We start from the raw sequence: 20,619 nt of genomic DNA, 5'->3' as shown, positions 1-20,619 counted from the left end.
ATGAGCCAGTCAGTGGCAGAGTTAGATGTAGCTCAAGTGGCCGTTGCCGAAGATAAACCGACAGGGTATCAACGTGGCAGTTATCGCTCATGGATTGCGGTTGCGGGTGGGCTTATTGGTGCATTTATGGCGATTTTAGATATTCAAATCACCAATGCATCAATGAAGGAAATACAAGGCAGTTTAGGGGCAACCTTAGAAGAAAGCAGCTGGATTGCGACCGCGTATTTAGTGGCCGAAATGATTGCCATTCCGTTGTCGGGTTGGCTCAGCACGGGTTTATCAACAAGACGCTACTTACTGTGGACCACCGCAGCGTTTATTGTCGCCTCAATATTGTGTTCAATGTCTTGGAACCTGGAGTCGATGATTGCCTTTCGTGCATTACAGGGCTTCTTTGGTGGTGCGCTCATTCCATTAGCTTTTCGGCTTATTCTCGAATTTTTACCCGACAGTAAACGCGCCATGGGTATGGCGTTGTTTGGCGTTACGGCCACATTTGCACCTTCTATTGGACCAACGTTAGGTGGTTGGTTAACTGAGCAGTTTAGTTGGCATTATCTGTTTTATATTAATGTGCCGCCGGGCATATTAGTAATGGTGATGCTGGCGTATGGGTTGGAGCGTAAACCCATTATTTGGGACAAGCTCAAAAATGCTGATTACTCTGGCATTATTACGATGGCGCTAGGAATGGGCTGTTTAGAAGTGGTGCTCGAAGAGGGAAATCGAAAAGACTGGTTTGGCTCTGATCTTATTCGTAATCTCGCCATTATTGCTGTCATCAACATTGGTTTGTTTATTTGGATCCAATTACGTAAACCCCAACCTTTAGTGAATATTAGGTTGCTGGGCCAACGTGATTTTGCCTTGTCGACTGTGGCATATTTTTTATTGGGTATGGCACTATTTGGCGCCATTTATTTAATCCCGTTGTACCTGTCGCAAATCCACGACTATACCCCACTTGAAATTGGCGAAGTGATTATGTGGATGGGCTTTCCGCAATTGTTAGTGTTGCCGCTAGTGCCAAAATTAATGCAGCGTTATGACCCGCGGTATTTAGCGGGGGTTGGCTTTGCGTTGTTCTCAATCAGTTATTATATGAATAGCCATATGACCGCCGACTATGCTGGTGATCAAATGATAGCATCACAAATCGTCAGGGCGTTGGGGCAACCATTTATTTTAGTGCCGATAGGTATTTTGGCGACCATGCACCTTAAGGCTCATGAAAACGCGTCAGCTTCAACGGTATTGAATGTGATGCGCAATTTAGGCGGTGCTTTTGGTATTGCCTTGGTAGCGACATTAAGTGATAACTTAGCCCGAGTGCACCTTGCACATATAAAAGAAACATTACCCGCGGTGAGCGCGCAAGCCTACCAGTACATTAATGACACCAGTTTGTTATTGCAAAGTGCAGGTTCTGACGCGGTGAGTGCTAATTCACAAGCTTATGCTTTACTGGCCCAAAACATGAGCCAACAAGCGTATATTCAAGCTTATAATGATGTGTTTTTCATTATGGCGTGCTTTTTATCTATTGCAGTTGTGGCAGTGTTATCGATTCGTAAGCCTGCAGCATCAAATGCGGCAGATGCTCCTAATGAAATGCATTAAGTATCTGTTAATAAACGTCAGTATAAATAGACTTGTATTACCATTGTTGAATGATACCCTTGCTGTAAATCTATAGGCGAATGGGTATTTAATGACATTAACATGGTTAGATGTTTGCTTTACAGAGCTCTCCTTAGAGCAACTTTATAATGTATTACAACTGCGGGTAGATGTATTTGTGGTGGAGCAAAACTGCCCTTATCCTGAGCTAGATGGTAAAGATAAACATGTCCATACCCGGCATTTACTCGGCCTAAATGATCGACAAGAGGTTGTGGCTTACAGCCGTGTTTTAGCGCCCAATATCAGTTACCCTCAAGCCAGTATCGGCCGTGTGGCTGTGGCAAAATCAGCGCGAGGGCAGGGCCTAGCCGATCAATTAATGCAGCGTGCGATAGCCATTGCAAAACAACGCTGGCCAGATGATCATATTCAAATCGGTGCCCAGGATTATTTACGTCATTTTTATCAACAGCTTGGTTTTGTTGTTAATTCTGAAGTGTATTTAGAAGATGGCATCCCCCATCTTGATATGCTGCTTACTCATTCATAAATAGGAAAATCAATGTCAGATTATGCAATTAATACTCAACAAATAGTGTGTGTCGCTCAATTTGTTGCCAAGCCCGGTCAACGTGATGCGTTAGTCGCTGCATTAGCAAGCTTAATTCCTGATACTCGTCGTGAACTAGGCTGTATTCGCTATGAGTTAAATGTGAGTGTGGAAGATGACAGTAAAGTCGCCTTTGTAGAAAAGTTTGTCGACAGAGCTGCGTTTGACAAGCATTGTGCTAAAGATGCCATTCAGCATTATTTTCATCATGTGATGCCAGAGCTTGTTGAGTCGCACCATGTGGAAGTATTCAATCAAGTGATTGCATAATTTTTCTGGGTATTAGAATCAAAAATGCCAGTCGAGTCGACTGGCATTTTTAGGTTATGGTGTTAAACCATAAAGTACATCAACTTGATTAGAAGTCGTAACGTGCACCTAGAGTGAAGACGTTATCATCTTCTAAATCTACAGTAGCAGTACCCACTTTATGCTCGCCTTCATACATTGCATAATGGCCATAAACAAGTGTTGACTTAGAAATGCGATAATCGGCACCCACAGTGATGTTGGTTACGTCAACATCAAGACCTGTTGCGGCATTACCATTTACATCGCCGATTGATTTGTAGTATTTACCAAAACCAGCGTCGTCTTGTCCGTATTCAGCTTTTAAGTTTACGCCGTTTAAGTCATACGATACGTTAACGAAGAAAGAATCACCTTCTTGAGCTGTAGTTTGGCTTTCAGTGTTTTGGAATAAACCACCTAGTTTGAAGTCGCCTAATTTAACTTGAGCCACACCGCGGTATGCGTCAATGCCACCAATCGTGTTGTATGCAGCAGCTAGGTAATAGTTTTGTGCTTTAAGACCTTTATCACCAATCGTTGCGCTTAATGCGTATTGATCTTCGTCAGAACCTTCATAATTGTCGTCCATTAAATAGGTTGCATTTAATGTCACTAGACCGCCAATAACAGGCGAATAGTACCAAATACCATCCGCTTTACGATCCTGGCCGCCGATTAAGCGGTCGATATCAGCGTTGAAGTTACCGAATAAATCGATGCCACCTTCAGACTGTTTGAATACGGTGTCGTTACGACCTACAAGTACTGTACCGGCATTGGTTTTTAAACCAAGGAAAGTATTACGTGATTTAAATGTAACCTCATCACCACTACTGTCTTTAGTTTGAGTGGTGTTTTCTACCTGGAATTCCATTTGGTAAAGAATCTCAACACCATCGCTGATTTTCTCGCTACCTTTAACGCCTAGGTTAGAAAAGTTATTTTCTAACACAGTACCTTCTTTACCATTTTGTGTTGTCGAGCCGTTGTCAGAATTAGTTACTGCTAAATCTAAACGACCATAGAAACTTGGGCCTTCAGCAAGTGTAGCAAAAGAAACTAGTGTAAGTACTGAGGCTACTGATGCAGAGATTAAGGTCTTTTTCATCTTTCATGCTCCCTAGAACGTTATGTTCTATATTCCATTTTTCATGGTTTTAGTTAGTGAAGTCGTTGCAGATACCATCCTGTAACAATCTGGTGCAGATTTTTACAGATTTAGCATCGTCATAGTGTGGGCTAGATCAAATAAACTGGCCCTACCTAAAAATTTGTGCAGAAAACTGTGACAATGACGTTGATTTATCAATTTTTGTCACATTTTAGTGCAGATATACCTCTTTTGGGATGTTCCTATTTAATAATAAATAGGCTAGCGCACAACAACAAAAGGGATAATAGGGTAGTTTAGTGTATGTTAATTTAATTGTTGATCATATTAATATCTTGGATCACTAGACCTTAGTCTACTAAGGTTAACAAATAATCGAATCAATGAGCTGTCGTAAATAATACATGCTTTAAAATGGTGCGATGGAGTCAGTAACTCGTTTATCTTCAACAAGCATTTAGCTTTAGAGTTAAATCAGCTAGAATCGCCCCCGAAATTAGTTGTTAATTGAGGCGTAATCCATGTTGTCTGAATCTTATACTCATCGTTTTGCTGGTGTTGGTCGTTTATATGGTCAAGCTGCTTTAACGACTTTCTCGCAGGCTCATGTGGTGGTAGTTGGGATTGGCGGAGTAGGCACCTGGGTTGCAGAAGCATTAGCTCGTAGTGGCATTGGCCAAATTACCTTGATTGATTTAGACGATATTTGCGTGACAAACACTAATCGCCAGATTCACGCATTAACCTCTACCATTGGCCAGTCTAAAGTTGAGGTGATGGCAAAGCGGATTAACGAGATTAACCCTGAATGCGTGGTTAATGAAGTGGAAGACTTTGTGACGCTCGATAATTTAAGTCAATATTTTGTCCCAACATCGCAAGGCGGCAACATTGACTACGTGGTTGATTGCATCGATGCCGTTAAACAAAAAGCAGGCTTAATCGCCTGGTGTAAGCGTAATAAAATCCCACTGGTAACGATTGGCGGCGCGGGTGGCCAGACTGATCCGACGTTAATTCAAGTGACCGATTTAGCTAAAACAGTCCAAGATCCATTGTTGGCTAAGGTGCGCAATATATTGCGTAAAGAATATAATTTTAGCAAAAACGTACAACGTCGATTTGCCGTTGATGCGGTTTTTTCAACTCAGCATTTAGTCTACCCACAAGCCGATGGCAGTGTATGCAATACCAAGGCAACTGCAGAAGGTAGCATGCGCATGGACTGTGCATCGGGATTTGGTGCAATCACTATGGTTACTGGCACTTTTGCTTTTGTAGCGGTGAGTCGAGTTCTCACTAAATTAGCGTCAAAGTAAGCTTGTTAACGCAGGTGTATTTATCAAAGCGCCTGGCCTTATAAGCACTCAATATGTTTACGTCATTGGCTATTTGAGTGGTTCAGCATGTTAGCAAAGATAAAGCGCAAAATATTGAGCGCCACCCACTATCTACCTTATTGGCCGTAAGATTAAAATAATGGCTGTTACGGCATTCTAGTCCCTAACTTTTCTTAGTCATTGTTTTATTATCGCAAACTCAGGTTATTTATATTCTCTTGGCACTATTTTTGCTTTGTTGGGGTTAGGTTCAAAAATCTGACACTGTGAGCGAGCTATGATGAAAATGAATATAGGTATGATGAATTTACTGAACGGCAAACGTGTGTTCGTCAGTGTAATGGCGTGGGGGGTGGTGACCTGTGCCGCTTTACTTTTTGCACCTAAGGATATTCTGGCAAGTTTAGCATTAGCACATATTGTTAATGATTATGGTCAGTTTATTGGGCTGGGTTTAATTATAGGTGTAGCCTATTTTCTCAGTCAACTTTTTGCGTTTGTGGTGGATGAGGCCATTATTAATTTACGCCAAAAGCGCACAGTTGAAACCATTGAAGCCAAGGTAAAGCTATTGGATCCGGCAGAAAGAGCTTTGTTGCGAGAGTTTTTCTTGCAAGGGCAAACTATTTTGACGCTGCCGCAAAATGAGCTAGCAGTAAGAAACCTTGTCAGTACGAATATTTTAGAAACACTCGGTAATGAGCGCCATTATGCAATACAGGGACCGACAGCAGATTATAAAATTTCGATGCATGCGCGGATATATCTAAACCGTGATGTATTGCGTTTACCCGCAGGTGAACCGAGTGCAGAAGAGATGAATTATCTTATTAAGACCAGACCGCACTTTATTAACGGCCTTGTACAGGCTAGAAAGCATGCTGCATAAGCGCAGTCAAAATAAAAAAATGGGGGCTATAAAGCCCCCTAATTGTATCATTCGCAAGGAAGTATTTAACAATAAGCAGTAAAATAACTTAGCCGTTTAAGAGACTCACTTAACCGGAGCAGACTTCACAACAAACATCCACATCAGATAAGAAATGATCCCCAATGTACTAAAAATGACAATCATTGAGAGTAATCCAATTGGGTTACCAAACATTAAATCTAACCAAAATGCCATGATTCTTATCCTCTGAAAGTGAAATCATGTCCATCATAAAGTCAAAAAATGATACGAATAATGATCTCGATCAATCTTCACATCCTAAGTATTAGCATTTGGTTAATTTTGCAAAATAGCTCACAAAAACAACCATAGAACCTAGGTTAGGTCATACGAATGACTTTTGAGCAATCAGTTGATTTTTACATAAAAGAATCACCAAAGGGCTTGCCATTGTCAAAAGCAAAGGTATAATCGCCAACATTCAATTGTGACAATGATAATTGAAATCGGTGTTATTGTTATAGTGAGTTTTGCAAAGTGATTTATCTAGATGATTTTGCGTAGCTTATAAAGCATCAAAGACTTTGCCTGAGTGATGAAATTGGTATACATGGGGGATTCAAAATTCGCAGCGTGTACTCAACATAACTCAATAAGTTGTTGATTGACTTAGTTAATAGATATTTATTAACGTTCAAAACCCTTGCAAAGATTTGCAAAGTTTTTTAGATTGATAATTATGTGCCTGTTCAATAACATTAGTTACCAACAGGGTTAAAAACACATAAAGTAGGTACGATGAAATTGGTTTGGTTTTGCAAAGATATTTGGTCTTTTTTAGATAACTTTGCAAAGCTAAATATAGCTTAAAAGCCTTTGCCTGAGTGATGAAATTGGTATACATGGGGGATTCAAAATCCCCTGCTTCGCGGCGTGTCGGTTCGAGTCCGACCTCAGGTACCATTATTTAAAGCCCTGTTCTTAATTGAACGGGGCTTTTTTTATGCTTATAAATCAATGGTAAATACAGAGGTCTGTTACTTTCAACCGCTAGAGGGTAAAAATTATCTATAACGCTTAATTAGGTAGATTTTATCCAGCAGTTAGGTCTTTTATTGTTGATGTCTTTCCATTTTCCATTACTGAACGTATACCATTCTTAACTTAAACAACGGCAATGATGATTTCGTGATGTGGATGTATTGACCTTCAGATTTTTCCTTAACTACACTTTTCAAGATTATTGCCAGCAATCCAATCTTGAACCAAATGTGTGGTAGAAGACCAGCTATCAGACATGCCATACGTTTCTACTAACGCAGGGCACTGATCTTGCGCGCTGATATCAACAACTACTTGATAAAACCTATTCCAATTAACTTGGGCTACAGAAGACATTGTAACAATCTTGCTCTCTACACCACTCATCTCGATAAAGGTATTAGAAGTCCCACCGAAAACCTCTTGCTCTCCATGAGCAAAGCATTTCTGTAACTGAGCTTCGATTATAGCGACAGTTTCTTTGAACGCTTTTTCGGAGCAGAAACTCGTTTTTGCTTTACCTGCCGTTCTTAATTCCGTTGCTGAATGTGGAGTAGATGCACACCCCATAAAAATGAATAATGACATTAAAACTAAACTAATTCTCATATATGGGCCTCAAATTATGGATGGAATGTATTAGCTATATCTCTGCTTATTACTCATAGATACTTATAAGGGGTACATTGCTTACTTGTTATTAATTTCAGTAAATTAACATCTTGTTTACATTCAATCAATCGTCATTTTTCGATTATGTTGTTTCTTCTTAAAACCATCAAGGTTCATCTTTTAATGCTTTAAATTTACCATGCTATCCATTGCTGAATCTTTTAAATTCAGCAGGTTAAGGAATATCGGCAAGGTGGATCGGCAAATTTAACCGTGCCACCCATTGTTAATTTTTTCTTCACAATAAAAGCAGGTAAACACATAAAGAGGCTCTCTTATCGTGATTTATTTAAAAATAAAGAATTCAGCCTAACGCTTTTATTCCTCTGATATATCAAGATGGCAGATAGAGCTAACACGCTTATGTCTATAAATGAGTTAGCTGCCTTGCTTGAAATGCCAAATGCAACTCTGAACTTGAGGCCGTTGAAGAAAATGACGTGAGCTGGCCATGGACGGCCAGCTAGCTTTAGAGGGGAAGGGACGCCCCATCTGAAGCGTTAGCATTTTCGAATAAGGCCGAAGCAGACTACAAACGCGGCCCAAAGCTGGATTAATTTCCGTCGCAATTTTTTCGCTGCTTTTGTTTGGTTAAAAAGCGAAAATGTTGCCGGAACGCTGAGGGTTTGCAAAGGGGGACAAGCGCTTTACCCCTTTGCTCTGGTGTGGGCGAAGCGCCACGACGTTATTGGCCGCAGGCCATAAAGTACATAAGCACAAAGCAAACACCTGGATCCCCGATAAAAGCACTCGAGGATGACGGCGTAGAGCTGGATTCCTCCCGGTAACGTCCTTGAACCGGGATCTTAGCATTGCCTGAAAGACGACATTAGGGAACGACGGTAAACTTAAGCTTACCATTGCGGCATTTGTGAATCCTTTCACATCAGACAGCCTTTGTATTTACTCTTCTTGGCTCAAAATAAAATTGCTAATGGCTTTTGAAATCATGTCTTTCTTCATCGTGGTGCGTGACACACGTTGGTCAAACCAAAAGCTCATGGGTTGGTCGAAGCCGATACCGTGCATGTAGTTGTAAAGTGCTTTGCGCAGGCCTTCGCCGAGCATGTCGTGATCGGTGCCGGTTGGGTCGGTAAAGTCGACATCGTTTTCAGCAAAAAATACCTCTGGGCGTGGATCAAGGGTGATGCCAAATTCCTCTGGGTTCATACCGATTGGGCTATGGGCTGTGGCAACAAAACGGTGCCAGTAGGCCGACTGGAAACAACCTTGTTGCATCAACTGGCGCACCATTTCTAATGCATCAACGGTTTCTTGCTCGGTTTGAGTCGGGAAGCCGTACATCAAATAAGCGTGTACCAATATGCCAGCATCACTAAATGCCTTGGTTACTTGGGCAACGCGCTCAACACTCACGCCTTTTTTCATCAGTTTTAATAATCTGTCTGATGCCACTTCAAGACCGCCGCTGACTGCGATACAGCCTGAGTCTGCCAATAGCTGACAACGTGCTGGGCTAAAGGTGCGCTCAAAACGAATATTACCCCACCAGCTGATCACCACGTTACGTTCAATCAATCGTTTGGCGAATGCGAATAAGGTTTTTGGTGGTAACGCTTCATCGACAAAATGAAAACCAGTTTGGCCAGTTTCGGCGACAAGCGCTTCGATACGGTCGACCAGAACATCTGCGCCTGCGGTATCGTAGCGGTCGATATAATCTAAGCTGACATCGCAAAAGCTGCACTTACGCCAATAACACCCATGAGCGATGGTTAATTTATTCCAGCGACCGTCACTCCAAATGCGGTGCATTGGATTAAGCATTTCACATAACGACAGGTATTCGGTTAATGGCAGGCCATCGTATATTGGTGCGCCGACCTCAGATTGGGGAATGTCGTGCAGCTCAGTATTTTGATTAAGATGAACGTAAGGTTCACCATTTTCATCTTCTGCCAGAAAGTAAGTGCGTACTAACTCTTCAATGCCGCGCTTGCCTTCAAAATACTCTAGCAAGGTAATAAGGGGGCGTTCGCCGTCGTCGAGACAGATATAGTCGACAAATTCGAACACCCGCGGGTCTTTTAATGCCCTAAGCTCGGTATTGACAAAGCCGCCGCCCATAACGATAGGCAGATCAGGATTAATGGCTTTACAGGTTTGCGCAATGCGTAAGGCGCCAAGCATATTGCCTGGGAACGGCACGGTTAATGCGACTACGCTTGGCTGGGTTTCCTCTAAATATTGCTCAACCAACTGCTCTAAAATGTCTGAGCTGAAGCTTGGTTCGCCCATCAAGGTGTCGTATAGATTATCAAAGCTTGGGTTGGCGGCGGCTAAGCGCTCGCCATAACGGCTGACCTCAAAGTAAGGGTCAACGCCTTGGGTGATGACGTTCGACAGATCGTTAATAAATAACGTGGCGAGAAATTTAGCTTTATCTTGCACGCCAAGGTTACCAAAAGCGGCTTGCAGTACGTCGCCCGACACGGCTTCCATTTGCGCGATGGCTTCAAAGGCTGGGCCTTCGGGTAAAAAACGACGGGTGTTAATGCGCATGGCTAGGCTGGGGTCTTTGCCTTGTAAAAAGCGAATAGCAGGCTCAACGGTGAGATGATAACGATCAAACTCAGCTAAAAAATCAAACACCGCATCGGGCAGCTCATCGTCTTCAAAGTGCTCGAAGTTTTCTTCTACATGTTGACGGATCACCTCCAGCGCCGGCGCGGTCATCATTTCAAGAAACAACTCAATGGCAGGATCTCGCTGTACCGCTTCATAGCCTCGTGAACGTAAAAAACCGGTTAAATATGCCGTTGCTGGATACGGCGTATTAAGTTGGGTCATTGGAGGGGTCATCAGAAGAACGGTCATAGCCTGCCTTTATCGTAAAGCCAATAGAAATAAGGCTGCATTCTACCAGTAAAAATGGCTCAAATCCCTTTAATTAAGGCTTTCATCTTGAATGGTTAGCAGTGCTACGGACTCAGCAGATTAGTGCCTTTTGCGCAAGATATTGCGCAGTTAATGGCTAAAACCAGAATAATGAGCAATATATTGCTCATGTTATATTTTTAAGAGGAGCTCTCTAAGCTCAGGCTATTTAAGAATAGGGCTTAAATAAGCGCTGCCTAATTGTTTCATTTGCCGCTCAACCCATACGACGCGTTGGCTAAGATATGGCGTTAAATAGTTTGGGTTACGATTACGCGGGCTTGGCAATAATACCGCCAGTTTTGCTGCTTCTTTGCTGCTAAGGTATTTGGCGGGTTTATTAAAATAATGCTGGCTAGCGGCTTCTACGCCATAAATACCTTTGCCAAATTCGGCCACGTTTACGTAGACTTCTAAAATACGTTTTTTGCCCCAAATCGCCTCAAGGCCTACCGCAAGCATGGCTTCTAATCCTTTACGAACAAAGCTTTGTCCTGGCCATAATAAAAGGTTTTTGGCGGTTTGTTGAGTAATAGTGCTGGCACCACGCAGGCCCTGACCATCATCGTACTGTTGAAGGGCTTTAGTGATAGCGCTAAAATCGACACCAAAGTGCTCAGGGAAAAGCTGATCTTCTGATGCCACCATGGCGAGCGGTATGTGGGGTGGTAGCTCATCAATACTGACCCAATGTTGCGACACAGGATAGTCGCTTTGTAACATAAATGACGTTGTCGGTGGCGGGACAAATCTAAGTAATAGCAACAATAGCGTCAGTAATGCTAAAAAACGCCATGTTACGTACCAGGTCCATCCGAAAAAACCGCGCTTACGATTTGCCATTCATTGCCTCATGTTAGATATCATGTCGTGTTCAACGCGCAAGAGTATAGGATATTGCTAATTAAAGCGAAACGCTCACATAAGCTTAGGCCTAGACCAAAGACCGTAATCAACTAATACCCCTAGCATCACTTAAACCTTAGCCAACACCGCCTTAATGTCTGCCAAACTGGTTTGCCAGTGCTGATAATCAAGCGTAATAGGGTAAGCATGATTATTGGCTACGAGCACTAACGACGGAAATCCTTGAATTGGCAGTTTACGGGCAAAATGAATCTCTTTGTGCAGTTGCTGTTCAGTTTGCTCGCTTAATAATTGCAGTTTAAATTGCTCAGCATTCATGCCTAATGCCCCTGCTAATGTCGATAACACCTCAACATCTGACGGATTCTGGGCGTGCAGATAATAAGCATGTTGTATGGCATTCACCATGGCTTGCTCTTGACCGTATTGGCGTGCGACCAGAGTGGCTCGACAAGCAGGGTAGGTTGAGCGTCGTGGCTTACTGTTGCGCCAAAAATCGTGATTAAACTGAGTGCCTAATTGCTGATGAATTCTTTGCCATGTCTGCTCAAGCATTTGCTGCATCGCTTCTGGCATTGGCTCCGCAGAGTCAGGCGCTAGACCGCCGACAAGGTAGGTAACAGCAAGTTGCTCTGCAAACTCTTGCTGAAGTTGTTGTTGCAGCATGTCCCAGGTAGGGCGATAACCCCAACACCAGCTACACATAGGGTCGTGAACATAATACAGTGTTGCTTTAGCCATGGTGACCTCAAGAATTGTCATATAACTTCATTAATTCATTCATATACAGTCAATAGACTAAGGCATCTACACAATCTATGCCATGCAAATAAGTGGCTAGAGCCTGTTGATTTAAATGGTGCAACGCACCGTCAGTAACGTTAGATTAATGATTACAGTTAAGGAGTGATGGAATGACAAGGAACAACAAGACGGCATTGAGCGCGTTGGCAATATTAAGCAGTTTAATCTGTTTATCAGCGTGTAACAGCAACGACAGCGATAGCACATCGACAACAGGTGTTGATAAAAGTGTCAGCGCACAAGTGGGGCCGAGACCGCTGTTTTTAATTGATCAAATGCAAGACAGCAAACTGAAAACCCAATTAGCGCAATGCGAGTCTGGCCCATTTTACCGTAGCGATTTTTCTATTGGTCATCGTGGTGCCTCAATGCAATTTCCTGAGCACACTAAAGAAGCTTATCAAGCTGCTATTGATTCAGGTGCGGGTATTGTTGAGTGTGATGTGACCTTTACCAACGACAAAGCCCTGGTATGCCGTCATTCGCAATGTGATTTAGCCACAACCACCAATATTTTAGCGATACCGGCATTAGCCAATAAGTGCTCTGTGCCATTTACACCTGCCGACGCTGCAAACGGTGTTAGCGCAACTGCGACCTGCTGTACCAGCGATATCAGCCTTGCAGAATTTAAAACCTTAAAAGGCAAGATGGACGGCTTTAATCCTAATGCGACCACGGTGGCTGAATTTATGGATGGCACCCCAAGTTGGCGCACAGACCTCTATGCAGGTACCGGCACGTTAATGACTCATGCTGAAAGTATCGAATTATTTAAATCGGCTGGGGTAAAAATGACCCCAGAGCTTAAATCTGCCAGCGTAAGCATGCCGTTTGATGGTTTTAGCCAACAAGACTATGCGCAAAAAATGCTTGATGAATACACCGCCGCAGGAGTGGATGCGTCGCAGGTGTTCCCGCAATCATTTAATTTAGATGACGTGAAGTATTGGATAGCCAATGCACCAGAATTTGCTGAGCAATCCGTATACTTAGACGATCGCTATGACATGGCAGGTTTTGACCCACAAAACAGTGCGACCTGGTCTCCGAGTATGGACGCGCTGGTTGCCGATGGCGTGAAGATTATTGCACCGCCGTTGTGGATGTTAGTCACCTTAGATGACAATAACGCCATTGTACCGTCTGAATACGCCAATGCAGCTAATGCCGCAGGACTTAAGATGATTGCCTGGTCGCTTGAACGCTCTGGCTTACTTAGCGAAGGTAACGGTGGTTGGTATTATCAAAGTATTGCAGAGGCGATTGATAACGAAGGTGATACTTATGAGTTAGTTGATGTGTTAGCCAAAGATGTTGGGGTTATCGGGATATTTTCAGATTGGCCAGCAACGGTCACTTATTACGCTAATTGCATGGGCATGTAATGACACGCGATGTCCTTTTATAAAACCGGCTGAGCTTGCGGGTTTACAGTTAATAAGGTGCCCATTTTGTTGGCACCTTTTTTATTGCTTTTTAATAAGCCGACTATACTCAATATTCGGCCCTTTTTTACTCGTCAAATAGAATGAAAAACACGCGTTTGACTCGCTTAAACTCATTGATATTTGTTGAACTGTTAGCGAAGTCACTGAAATCGCGAAATAAATAATATCAACGATCACGGTATTAGCCTTTAGTCTATATAGATCACACTAAAGGTCGGTGTTACGGTATCAACAAAATAATATACATAACCATATAAGAAACAAGGATATTGCAGATGAAACTAACCAAACGCTTTTGCATGATCGGCGCCGCGGCTGCGTTATCAATCAGTACCGCAGTGATGGCCGCTCCTACTTTTATCAATATTCTCACCGGCGGTACCAGTGGTGTTTACTACCCTATCGGTGTTGCGCTTTCTCAGCTTTACAGTAACGGTATTGAAGGTTCTAAAACTTCAGTACAAGCCACTAAAGCCTCAGTCGAAAACCTTAACTTATTACAAGCTGGCCGTGGCGAATTAGCGCTTGCACTAGGTGACTCGGTGTCTGCTGCATGGGAAGGCGATACTGAAGCGGGTTTTAAAGCGCCATTGAAAAACCTGCGTATCATTGCATCTACGTACCCTAACTTTATTCAAATCGTTGCCAATAAAGATGCTGGCATCAAGACGTTGGCTGACTTAAAAGGCAAACGTATTTCTGTTGGTGCACCTAAATCGGGGACTGAACTTAATGCCCGCGCTATTTTTGCTGCTGCTGGTTTAAGCTATGACGACATGGGTAAAGTGGAGTATTTACCTTATGCCGAGTCTGTCGAGCTGATTAAAAACCGTCAACTTGATGCCACGTTACAATCATCTGGTTTAGGTATGGCTGCTATTCGCGACCTAGCCGCAACAATGGACATTAACTTTGTGGCGATTCCTGAAGATGTCGTAGCTAAAATCAATAACCCTGCTTACCAGGTTGGGGTGATTACTGCTAATACCTATGAAGGCCAAACTGAGGATGTCAGTACGGTTGCGATTCAAAACTTACTGGTAACTCATAGCAAAGTGTCTGATGAAGTGGCGTACCAAATGACTAAGCTGATGTTCGACAACCTAGAACGTTTAGGCACTGCACACTCAGCAGCGAAAGATATCAGTTTAGACAAAGCGACTAAAAACTTACCGATTCCATTGCACCCAGGTGCAGAGCGCTACTACAAAGAAGTGAATGCGCTGTAATTCAATGTTTTTACTCTTGAAGCGCTTGTTTGGATAATACATACCAAACAAGCGCTTAGTTGTTTTTAGGCATATCGATTTTTAGCTGTAGTCAGTACAGAGGCATACCATGAGCGATCCATCCATTAACCAGAACACAATGTCAGAGCAAGGCTTAAGTGCCGACACTCGTGACTGGCCAAAAGCGTTATTTTTTGTCGCGCTGGTTTTTTCTATTTTTCAAATCACTACCGCGGCGTTTCATCCGGTTTCAACGCAAGTATTACGCGCTGTGCACGTGGGCTTTTTATTATTAGTGGTGTTCATCAGTTATCCAGGGTGGGGTAAAAGTAAACCCTGGCAGCCTTTAGCCTGGGTGCTTGGCTTGGCTGGTATGGTGACAGCGGGTTATCAATGGGTGTTTGAGGCAGACTTAATTCAACGCTCCGGTGACTTAACTCAGGCCGATATGATTATCGGTACCTTGTTGGTGGTATTGGTATTTGAGGCCGCAAGACGCGTGATGGGGATTGCCTTACCGATTATTTGTGGCCTGTTTTTAGCCTATGGTTTATTTGGGGAGTTTTTGCCCGGTGAGCTAATGCATAGAGGCTACGGCATTGATCAAATTATTAACCAATTATCTTTTGGTACTGAAGGTTTATATGGCACGCCAACGTATGTGTCGGCCACCTATATCTTCTTATTTATTCTGTTTGGTGCATTTTTAGAGCAAGCCGGGATGATCCGCTTATTTACCGACTTTGCCATGGGATTATTTGGCCATAAAGTTGGCGGCCCGGCAAAAGTGTCGGTGGTGTCGTCGGCATTAATGGGCACCATTACTGGTTCTGGGGTGGCCAACGTAGTGACGACTGGGCAATTTACCATTCCGTTAATGAAGCGTTTTGGCTATAAGCCTGCATTTGCGGGAGGTGTAGAAGCCACGTCCAGTATGGGCAGTCAGATTATGCCGCCGATTATGGGTGCGGTGGCATTTATTATGGCCGAAACCATTAACGTGCCGTTTATTGAAATTGCTAAAGCGGCGATGATCCCTGCGGTGTTGTATTTCTCTTCAGTGTTTTGGATGGTGCATTTAGAAGCTAAACGCGCCAACTTGTCGGGATTACCTAAAGATCAATGTCCTGATCCCTGGGCGGCGATTAAACTGCGTTGGTATTTATTAATCCCGTTATTTATTTTAATTGGTTTACTGTTTTCGGGCCGTACGCCGTTGTTTTCTGGCATTGTGGGGTTAGCATTAACCGCGATTGTGATTTTAGGTTCGGCGATTATTTTAAATGTGTCATCAAAGGTTATGCGCATTGTTTTTTGGATAGCTTTAGGTGTGATGTGCGCTGGTTTTTTCCAATTAGGCATTGGCGTAGTATTTTGCGTTATCGCGCTATTGGTTGCGGTGAGTTGGTTTGTTAAAGGTGGTAAAGAAACCCTCACATTATGTGTACATGCACTGGTTGAAGGTGCGCGTCATTCAGTGCCTGTGGGTATTGCCTGTGCGCTCGTTGGGGTGATTATTGGGATTGTGTCGTTAACCGGTATTGCATCGACCTTTGCGGGCTACATTTTAGCTGTGGGCCAGGACAATTTGTTCTTGTCGTTAGTGTTAACCATGGTGACGTGTTTGGTCTTAGGTATGGGGATTCCCTCTATCCCTAACTACATTATTACCAGCTCGATTGCTGCGCCAGCTTTATTAGACCTAGGTGTGCCGTTAATTGTATCGCACATGTTTGTGTTTTATTTTGGCATCATGGCCGATTTAACGCCGCCAGTCGCATTAGCTTGTTTTGCTGCTGCGCCCATTGCTAAAGAGAAAGGCTTAAAAATCAGTTTATGGGCCATTCGTATTGCCATTGCCGGATTTATTATTCCGTTTATGGCGGTGTACGACCCGGCATTAATGCTGCAAGGTGGCGGCATACTTGCCACCGTATTTGTGGTGTTAAAGGCCACCGTTGCCATTGGTATTTGGGGTGTTATTTTTACCGGTTATTTATTACAAAAACTGTATATGTGGGAGCGTATTTTAGGCTTTATTGCGGGTGGCAGTTTAATTTTAGCCACGCCATTAAGTGATGAAATTGGTTTTTGCTTAGCATTAGCGTTTATTTTGCAGCATGCATGGCGTGCTCGTAAGTTAAAACGCCTGGCACAGGAAGGCTAATGCTAGGGGTGTGTTTAGGCTTAGCGGGTAGTATTTGGGCACAGGTGCCTGCTGAGCAGATAACCTTATCGTGGACGCATACTATTGAGAAAGTGCGCTGGGCAGAAGATTATCGTCTATTGCCTGAAGGCTTTATCCTTGAGCAAGCCAGAGTAAAAGGCAGCGGCGCAGGGATGGAAATTCCTGCAGATGCTGTGCTCATTGACGGCAGCTGGCAATATAAGCCAAAGTTACCCGTGCTGCCAATGCTAAAGCTAGGGCGCACGCCTGAGGCAGGTGATTATCAGTTGTGTGTCTCATCATCTGGTATGAGTCAGCAATGTCACCCCATGAGTTACTGGGTGGGCGAGCCAACTACTGCGCAGCCGTCGATAGAGCTGTGGGGCTGCGATATTAAGTAACTTGAGTTGTTATTGAGTTATCATTAAGCCTGTTTGGGTAAAAAAAAGCTGAATCAATGGATTCAGCTTTTTTTACAAGGCAATGACGATTTATTTTGCAAACGCGTCTTGCAGTGCAGGCACAACCTGTTTTTTACGGCTTAATACACCATCTAACCATACACGACCATTAACAGTTGGCTTGCCATAGGCGCGTTCTGTTAAATCAGCAGAATCAGAAACGACTAACATTTCTGAGCCTTCTTTCATGATGTCGGTAAGTAGTAGTAATACGCTGTGACGGTTGCCTTCGACTTTTAGTTTAGCGATGTCAGCTTCTAGGTCAGCTTTAATGTCGTCAAATACCGATAAGTCGATCACTTCTAATTGGCCGATACCGACTAGGTTACCGTTCATGTTGAAGTCTTTAAAATCACGCATGACTAGGTCGCGTGCTGGCGTGCCTTCAACGGCTGATTTGACTTTAAACATGTCCATGCCGACTTCTTTAAAGTCTTCAATGCCGGCGATTTCAGCTAACGCTTCAACGCAACGAATATCAGCCGTGGTGCAAGTTGGTGATTTAAAAATAACCGTGTCGCTTAAAATCGCGCACATCATGATGCCAGCGATGTTAGCTGGGATTTTTACCTGGTAAAAATCGTACATCATTTTAATGACGGTGTTACTACAACCTACTGGACGGATCCAACATTCTAACGGAGTAGAAGTGGTTAAATCGCCTAGTTTATGGTGATCAACAATCCCAACGATAGTCGCTTGGGCAATATCGTCTGGTGCTTGAGTGATTTCAGAGTGGTCGACAATATACACATCTTCGCCAGCGTAGCTGGTTTTGTATTCTGGCGCTTCAAAACCAAATTTTTCTAAAATAAAGGCGGTTTCTGGTGATAATTCACCTAAACGTGCCGCGATAGCGGGCTCGCCGATTTGGTTTTTTAAATATGCTAATGCGATAGCACCACAAATTGAATCTGAATCAGGGATCTTGTGACCCACTACATACATTGCCATTGAAAGACTCTCCTATAAAGTTGTGCTGATTTTAACAAGGATTAATCGTCATCGCATTAAAAAATGCAGCCGGTGATTTGCGCCCATAAAAAAAGCCCCAAGCGGAGAGTCTCGGGGCCTTTTTTATGCTACTCAGGGTATGTGTACTTGTGGCGTGCTGTTTTGCTTTTTAGTATTGCTCATCTGTATGTTAAGTCTGCTTTGACTCTGAATATATATAGGTGCTTAATGTGCAAAACGTAGCCCTAATCGTTTCATTAGAACTTATGTCACTAAAATCTTATGCCACTAAAATCTTATGTCATTAAAAACTCATATCACTCAAATCAGTCTAGCAGAACTTGCGCCAATAAGGAGTCAGACCAGCTGCTGATTTTTTCTTCGTACCGTTACCGTTTACACTCGCACTTTTATGACGACTTTGCGTACTTGTTGCGGTAAAGCGCTAGTGCCGGGCATATGTATGTCACCAGGGAAAAATAGCGCAAACATCCCTGCTTTTAATGGAATAAAGGCAGCATCCTGTTTATTTGATTCATAGTCGTAATTAGCATAATCGTGGTCAGCAAAATACGCTTTAGATGGCGTTTGGTCTGCTAATGGCAAATAGCCAAACTCTTCCTCGCCGCTAACCACGTATTGCACATCAATGTACTTTTCGTGTGCTTCAAAGGGCTGGGTTTCTTTTGGCTTGGTTTGGTAGTCATTTACAATGACAAAAATATCTTTGCCATCTAATGGGTAATTACCGATTTCAAGTTGGCTAAAGTCAGTGTCAGCAAGGTGCGCTAGTGCCGTGGCTAAACGAGGGCTAAGCTGAGTATAAATGTGACGGTTTGCTAGGGTATCGACAATCATAAAAATTCCGTAAGATGTAAACGATAGAAACATGATAACTTGTTAGAGCATACAGTTTTACTGAAAAATCAGCATTAGAAAAATAAGAAGGATTGCACATTGCCTGCATTACGTTTACTTGCTGGACCCACCGCTTATACGCAAATAGAAGCGAATGGCTTAGATCAATCTTTATTTACTCAGTTGTTTGCTGCATCTGGCGGCCCAAAATGGCTCGCTATTGCTGGGTTAGATAAATATTTATTCAGTGAATTTTTTCAAGGGCGAGAAGATCCGCTCTACACCATGGGGGCCTCTTCTGGCGCATGGCGCTTAGCCTGTATGGCGCAGCAAAACCCATTAGCCGCTTATGAGCGCTTAGAGCATTTTTATATTAACCAACGTTATGACGTGGCTAAGCCAACGCGTGAGCAAGTGAGCGCGCAAGTGCTTAAGATTGTTGACGGTATTTTGGGCGAGCAACAGGGCGCTGATATTTTAGCAAACCCATTAATTCGACATCACATGGTGGCGTGTCGTGCACGTCATTTAAACCGCATCCACGCAAAATTTGGCCTCATGGTCGGCTTGTCGATGGCTGCGGTAAGCAATATTGTTAATCGTAAAAGTTTAGGCTGGCACTTTGAGCGGGTGATTTTAAGTCATAAAGATGCGGCATCTCCGTTTAGGCGCTTAAAAGACTTACCGACTAAACATGTTGAACTGACTCAAGACAATATTCGGCATGGTTTATTAGCTACGGGATCGATCCCTTTGTTGCTTGATCCGGTGAAAGATCTGCAAGGATCGCCTAAAGGTCATTATTACGATGGTGGCATTACCGATTATCATTTTGATATGCCACTGCCTACAGCGACAGGTTTGAGTTTATATCCCCACTTTTACCCTTACATGAGTCCGGGTTGGTTTGATAAGTCGTTACTGTGGCGCAAAGCCAAAGCTAATTACCACAATGGACTGATTTTGGCGCCGAGTAAGCAATTTATTGCCAGCTTACCTTTTGGCAAAATTCCAGATCGTGAAGATTTTAAACACCTCGATAGCGACAGCCGTATTGCTTATTGGCAACAAAGCGTGCAACAAAGCCAGGTGCTTGCTGACGAATTTGCTGAAATAGTGGCAAAGGGTAACATTATGGATAGGATTGAACGTCTGTAACCTTGAGTGAAAATGGGACTTTTTGTTTGAATTTGTTGTTTGTATGAAATATAGCCTAATTAAACTAGTACTAATTCCATTTAATTCTGACTGTTTAAAAGTTTATAAGCTCGGTTGAGTTTCAACCGAGCGTTATCTACATCAAACATCCACTTAATACGTGCATGCTCGCTATTTCTGCCGTTTTCC

General features: G+C 43.1%; 18 protein-coding genes and 1 tRNA gene. 11 read left to right on the top strand and 8 right to left on the bottom strand.

What is annotated here, in order from left to right; all coding sequences use genetic code 11:
* The 3 genes from GQA99_RS17530 (at nt 1) to GQA99_RS17520 (ending at nt 2,506) form a co-directional block, all read left to right on the top strand.
* Nucleotides 1-1,623 carry a DHA2 family efflux MFS transporter permease subunit gene (locus GQA99_RS17530; protein ID WP_160056096.1) on the top strand — a complete coding sequence of 541 codons (1,623 nt, stop codon included), beginning with the start codon at nt 1-3 and terminating at the stop codon, nt 1,621-1,623.
* A 91-nt stretch (nt 1,624-1,714) separates the two neighbouring features.
* Nucleotides 1,715-2,176 (top strand): GNAT family N-acetyltransferase, encoded by a 462-nt coding sequence (locus GQA99_RS17525; RefSeq protein WP_160056094.1) that lies wholly within the window; start codon nt 1,715-1,717, stop codon nt 2,174-2,176.
* 12 nt (nt 2,177-2,188) lie between these two features.
* Nucleotides 2,189-2,506, top strand: coding sequence for a putative quinol monooxygenase (locus GQA99_RS17520; protein WP_160056092.1), 318 nt, complete (start codon nt 2,189-2,191; stop codon nt 2,504-2,506).
* Nucleotides 2,507-2,594: 88 nt separating this feature from the next.
* On the opposite strand, the gene GQA99_RS17515 is transcribed toward GQA99_RS17520, so the two are convergent.
* Nucleotides 2,595-3,635, bottom strand: a complete 1,041-nt coding sequence (locus tag GQA99_RS17515) for a porin (protein WP_160056090.1) — start codon at nt 3,633-3,635, stop codon at nt 2,595-2,597.
* Nucleotides 3,636-4,159: 524 nt separating this feature from the next.
* Here GQA99_RS17515 and tcdA point away from each other — a divergent pair.
* Both tcdA and GQA99_RS17505 read left to right on the top strand, forming a co-directional pair.
* Nucleotides 4,160-4,957, top strand: a complete 798-nt coding sequence (gene tcdA, locus GQA99_RS17510; RefSeq protein ID WP_373291448.1) for a tRNA cyclic N6-threonylcarbamoyladenosine(37) synthase TcdA — start codon at nt 4,160-4,162, stop codon at nt 4,955-4,957.
* 298 nt (nt 4,958-5,255) lie between these two features.
* Complete coding sequence (locus tag GQA99_RS17505; RefSeq protein ID WP_160056088.1) at nt 5,256-5,867, top strand: superinfection exclusion B family protein; 612 nt, start codon at nt 5,256-5,258, stop codon at nt 5,865-5,867.
* Nucleotides 5,868-5,972: 105 nt separating this feature from the next.
* On the opposite strand, the gene GQA99_RS17500 is transcribed toward GQA99_RS17505, so the two are convergent.
* Entirely contained in the window at nt 5,973-6,104 is a 132-nt protein-coding gene (locus GQA99_RS17500) for a DUF3149 domain-containing protein (protein WP_160056086.1), read from the bottom strand.
* A 644-nt stretch (nt 6,105-6,748) separates the two neighbouring features.
* Here GQA99_RS17500 and GQA99_RS17495 point away from each other — a divergent pair.
* Nucleotides 6,749-6,833 (top strand) — tRNA-Leu (locus GQA99_RS17495).
* A gap of 258 nt (nt 6,834-7,091) precedes the next feature.
* Here GQA99_RS17495 and GQA99_RS17490 read toward each other — a convergent pair.
* The 4 genes from GQA99_RS17490 to GQA99_RS17475 form a co-directional block, all read right to left on the bottom strand.
* Nucleotides 7,092-7,520, bottom strand: a complete 429-nt coding sequence (locus GQA99_RS17490; protein WP_160056084.1) for a hypothetical protein — start codon at nt 7,518-7,520, stop codon at nt 7,092-7,094.
* Nucleotides 7,521-8,486: 966 nt separating this feature from the next.
* Nucleotides 8,487-10,421, bottom strand: a complete 1,935-nt coding sequence (locus GQA99_RS17485) for a B12-binding domain-containing radical SAM protein (RefSeq protein WP_160056082.1) — start codon at nt 10,419-10,421, stop codon at nt 8,487-8,489.
* A gap of 225 nt (nt 10,422-10,646) precedes the next feature.
* Nucleotides 10,647-11,324 (bottom strand): monofunctional biosynthetic peptidoglycan transglycosylase, encoded by a 678-nt coding sequence (mtgA, locus tag GQA99_RS17480; RefSeq protein ID WP_160056080.1) that lies wholly within the window; start codon nt 11,322-11,324, stop codon nt 10,647-10,649.
* 132 nt (nt 11,325-11,456) lie between these two features.
* Nucleotides 11,457-12,089, bottom strand: a complete 633-nt coding sequence (locus tag GQA99_RS17475) for a DsbA family protein (protein WP_160056136.1) — start codon at nt 12,087-12,089, stop codon at nt 11,457-11,459.
* Nucleotides 12,090-12,262: 173 nt separating this feature from the next.
* Between GQA99_RS17475 and GQA99_RS17470 the strand changes: the two genes are divergently transcribed.
* The 4 genes from GQA99_RS17470 (at nt 12,263) to GQA99_RS17455 (ending at nt 17,400) form a co-directional block, all read left to right on the top strand.
* Nucleotides 12,263-13,540, top strand: coding sequence for a glycerophosphodiester phosphodiesterase family protein (locus GQA99_RS17470; RefSeq protein WP_160056078.1), 1,278 nt, complete (start codon nt 12,263-12,265; stop codon nt 13,538-13,540).
* Between the two features lie 338 nt (nt 13,541-13,878).
* Nucleotides 13,879-14,832, top strand: a complete 954-nt coding sequence (locus GQA99_RS17465) for a TAXI family TRAP transporter solute-binding subunit (protein WP_160056076.1) — start codon at nt 13,879-13,881, stop codon at nt 14,830-14,832.
* A gap of 109 nt (nt 14,833-14,941) precedes the next feature.
* Complete coding sequence (locus tag GQA99_RS17460; RefSeq protein ID WP_229785951.1) at nt 14,942-16,999, top strand: TRAP transporter permease; 2,058 nt, start codon at nt 14,942-14,944, stop codon at nt 16,997-16,999.
* A complete protein-coding gene (locus GQA99_RS17455) occupies nt 16,999-17,400 on the top strand; it encodes a DUF1850 domain-containing protein (RefSeq protein ID WP_160056074.1) in 402 nt (133 codons plus the stop codon). The genes GQA99_RS17460 and GQA99_RS17455 overlap by 1 nt, the downstream gene beginning before the upstream one ends.
* 90 nt (nt 17,401-17,490) lie before the next feature.
* Here the strand turns inward: GQA99_RS17455 and GQA99_RS17450 are convergent, their stop codons facing one another.
* On the bottom strand, nt 17,491-18,414 hold the full coding sequence (locus GQA99_RS17450) for a manganese-dependent inorganic pyrophosphatase (protein ID WP_160056072.1): 924 nt from the start codon (nt 18,412-18,414) through the stop codon (nt 17,491-17,493).
* A 396-nt stretch (nt 18,415-18,810) separates the two neighbouring features.
* Nucleotides 18,811-19,272, bottom strand: coding sequence for a NanQ anomerase/TabA/YiaL family protein (locus GQA99_RS17445; RefSeq protein ID WP_160056070.1), 462 nt, complete (start codon nt 19,270-19,272; stop codon nt 18,811-18,813).
* Nucleotides 19,273-19,371: 99 nt separating this feature from the next.
* On the opposite strand from GQA99_RS17445, the gene GQA99_RS17440 reads away from it, so the two are divergent.
* Complete coding sequence (locus tag GQA99_RS17440) at nt 19,372-20,430, top strand: alpha/beta hydrolase (RefSeq protein WP_160056068.1); 1,059 nt, start codon at nt 19,372-19,374, stop codon at nt 20,428-20,430.
* Nucleotides 20,431-20,619 lie beyond the last annotated feature (189 nt).

It is taken from the genome of Shewanella litoralis, from assembly GCF_009828585.1.
Lineage (GTDB): Bacteria > Pseudomonadota > Gammaproteobacteria > Enterobacterales > Shewanellaceae > Shewanella > Shewanella litoralis.
Note: the sequence above shows the minus strand (reverse complement) of the source record. Positions and strands in the feature narration are given on the sequence as shown.

What these genes read in the sequence shown, in the direction of transcription:
- GQA99_RS17450 (WP_160056072.1), bottom strand. Translation starts at nt 18,414, where the DNA reads ATGGCAATGTATGTAGTGGGTCACAAGATCCCTGATTCAGATTCAATT.
- GQA99_RS17470 (WP_160056078.1), top strand. Translation starts at nt 12,263, where the DNA reads ATGACAAGGAACAACAAGACGGCATTGAGCGCGTTGGCAATATTAAGC.
- GQA99_RS17445 (WP_160056070.1), bottom strand. Translation starts at nt 19,272, where the DNA reads ATGATTGTCGATACCCTAGCAAACCGTCACATTTATACTCAGCTTAGC.
- GQA99_RS17490 (WP_160056084.1), bottom strand. Translation starts at nt 7,520, where the DNA reads ATGAGAATTAGTTTAGTTTTAATGTCATTATTCATTTTTATGGGGTGT.
- mtgA (WP_160056080.1), bottom strand. Translation starts at nt 11,324, where the DNA reads ATGGCAAATCGTAAGCGCGGTTTTTTCGGATGGACCTGGTACGTAACA.
- GQA99_RS17485 (WP_160056082.1), bottom strand. Translation starts at nt 10,421, where the DNA reads ATGACCGTTCTTCTGATGACCCCTCCAATGACCCAACTTAATACGCCG.
- GQA99_RS17520 (WP_160056092.1), top strand. Translation starts at nt 2,189, where the DNA reads ATGTCAGATTATGCAATTAATACTCAACAAATAGTGTGTGTCGCTCAA.
- GQA99_RS17525 (WP_160056094.1), top strand. Translation starts at nt 1,715, where the DNA reads ATGACATTAACATGGTTAGATGTTTGCTTTACAGAGCTCTCCTTAGAG.
- GQA99_RS17505 (WP_160056088.1), top strand. Translation starts at nt 5,256, where the DNA reads ATGATGAAAATGAATATAGGTATGATGAATTTACTGAACGGCAAACGT.
- GQA99_RS17475 (WP_160056136.1), bottom strand. Translation starts at nt 12,089, where the DNA reads ATGGCTAAAGCAACACTGTATTATGTTCACGACCCTATGTGTAGCTGG.
- GQA99_RS17515 (WP_160056090.1), bottom strand. Translation starts at nt 3,635, where the DNA reads ATGAAAAAGACCTTAATCTCTGCATCAGTAGCCTCAGTACTTACACTA.
- tcdA (WP_373291448.1), top strand. Translation starts at nt 4,160, where the DNA reads ATGTTGTCTGAATCTTATACTCATCGTTTTGCTGGTGTTGGTCGTTTA.
- GQA99_RS17460 (WP_229785951.1), top strand. Translation starts at nt 14,942, where the DNA reads ATGAGCGATCCATCCATTAACCAGAACACAATGTCAGAGCAAGGCTTA.
- GQA99_RS17455 (WP_160056074.1), top strand. Translation starts at nt 16,999, where the DNA reads ATGCTAGGGGTGTGTTTAGGCTTAGCGGGTAGTATTTGGGCACAGGTG.
- GQA99_RS17500 (WP_160056086.1), bottom strand. Translation starts at nt 6,104, where the DNA reads ATGGCATTTTGGTTAGATTTAATGTTTGGTAACCCAATTGGATTACTC.
- GQA99_RS17465 (WP_160056076.1), top strand. Translation starts at nt 13,879, where the DNA reads ATGAAACTAACCAAACGCTTTTGCATGATCGGCGCCGCGGCTGCGTTA.
- GQA99_RS17530 (WP_160056096.1), top strand. Translation starts at nt 1, where the DNA reads ATGAGCCAGTCAGTGGCAGAGTTAGATGTAGCTCAAGTGGCCGTTGCC.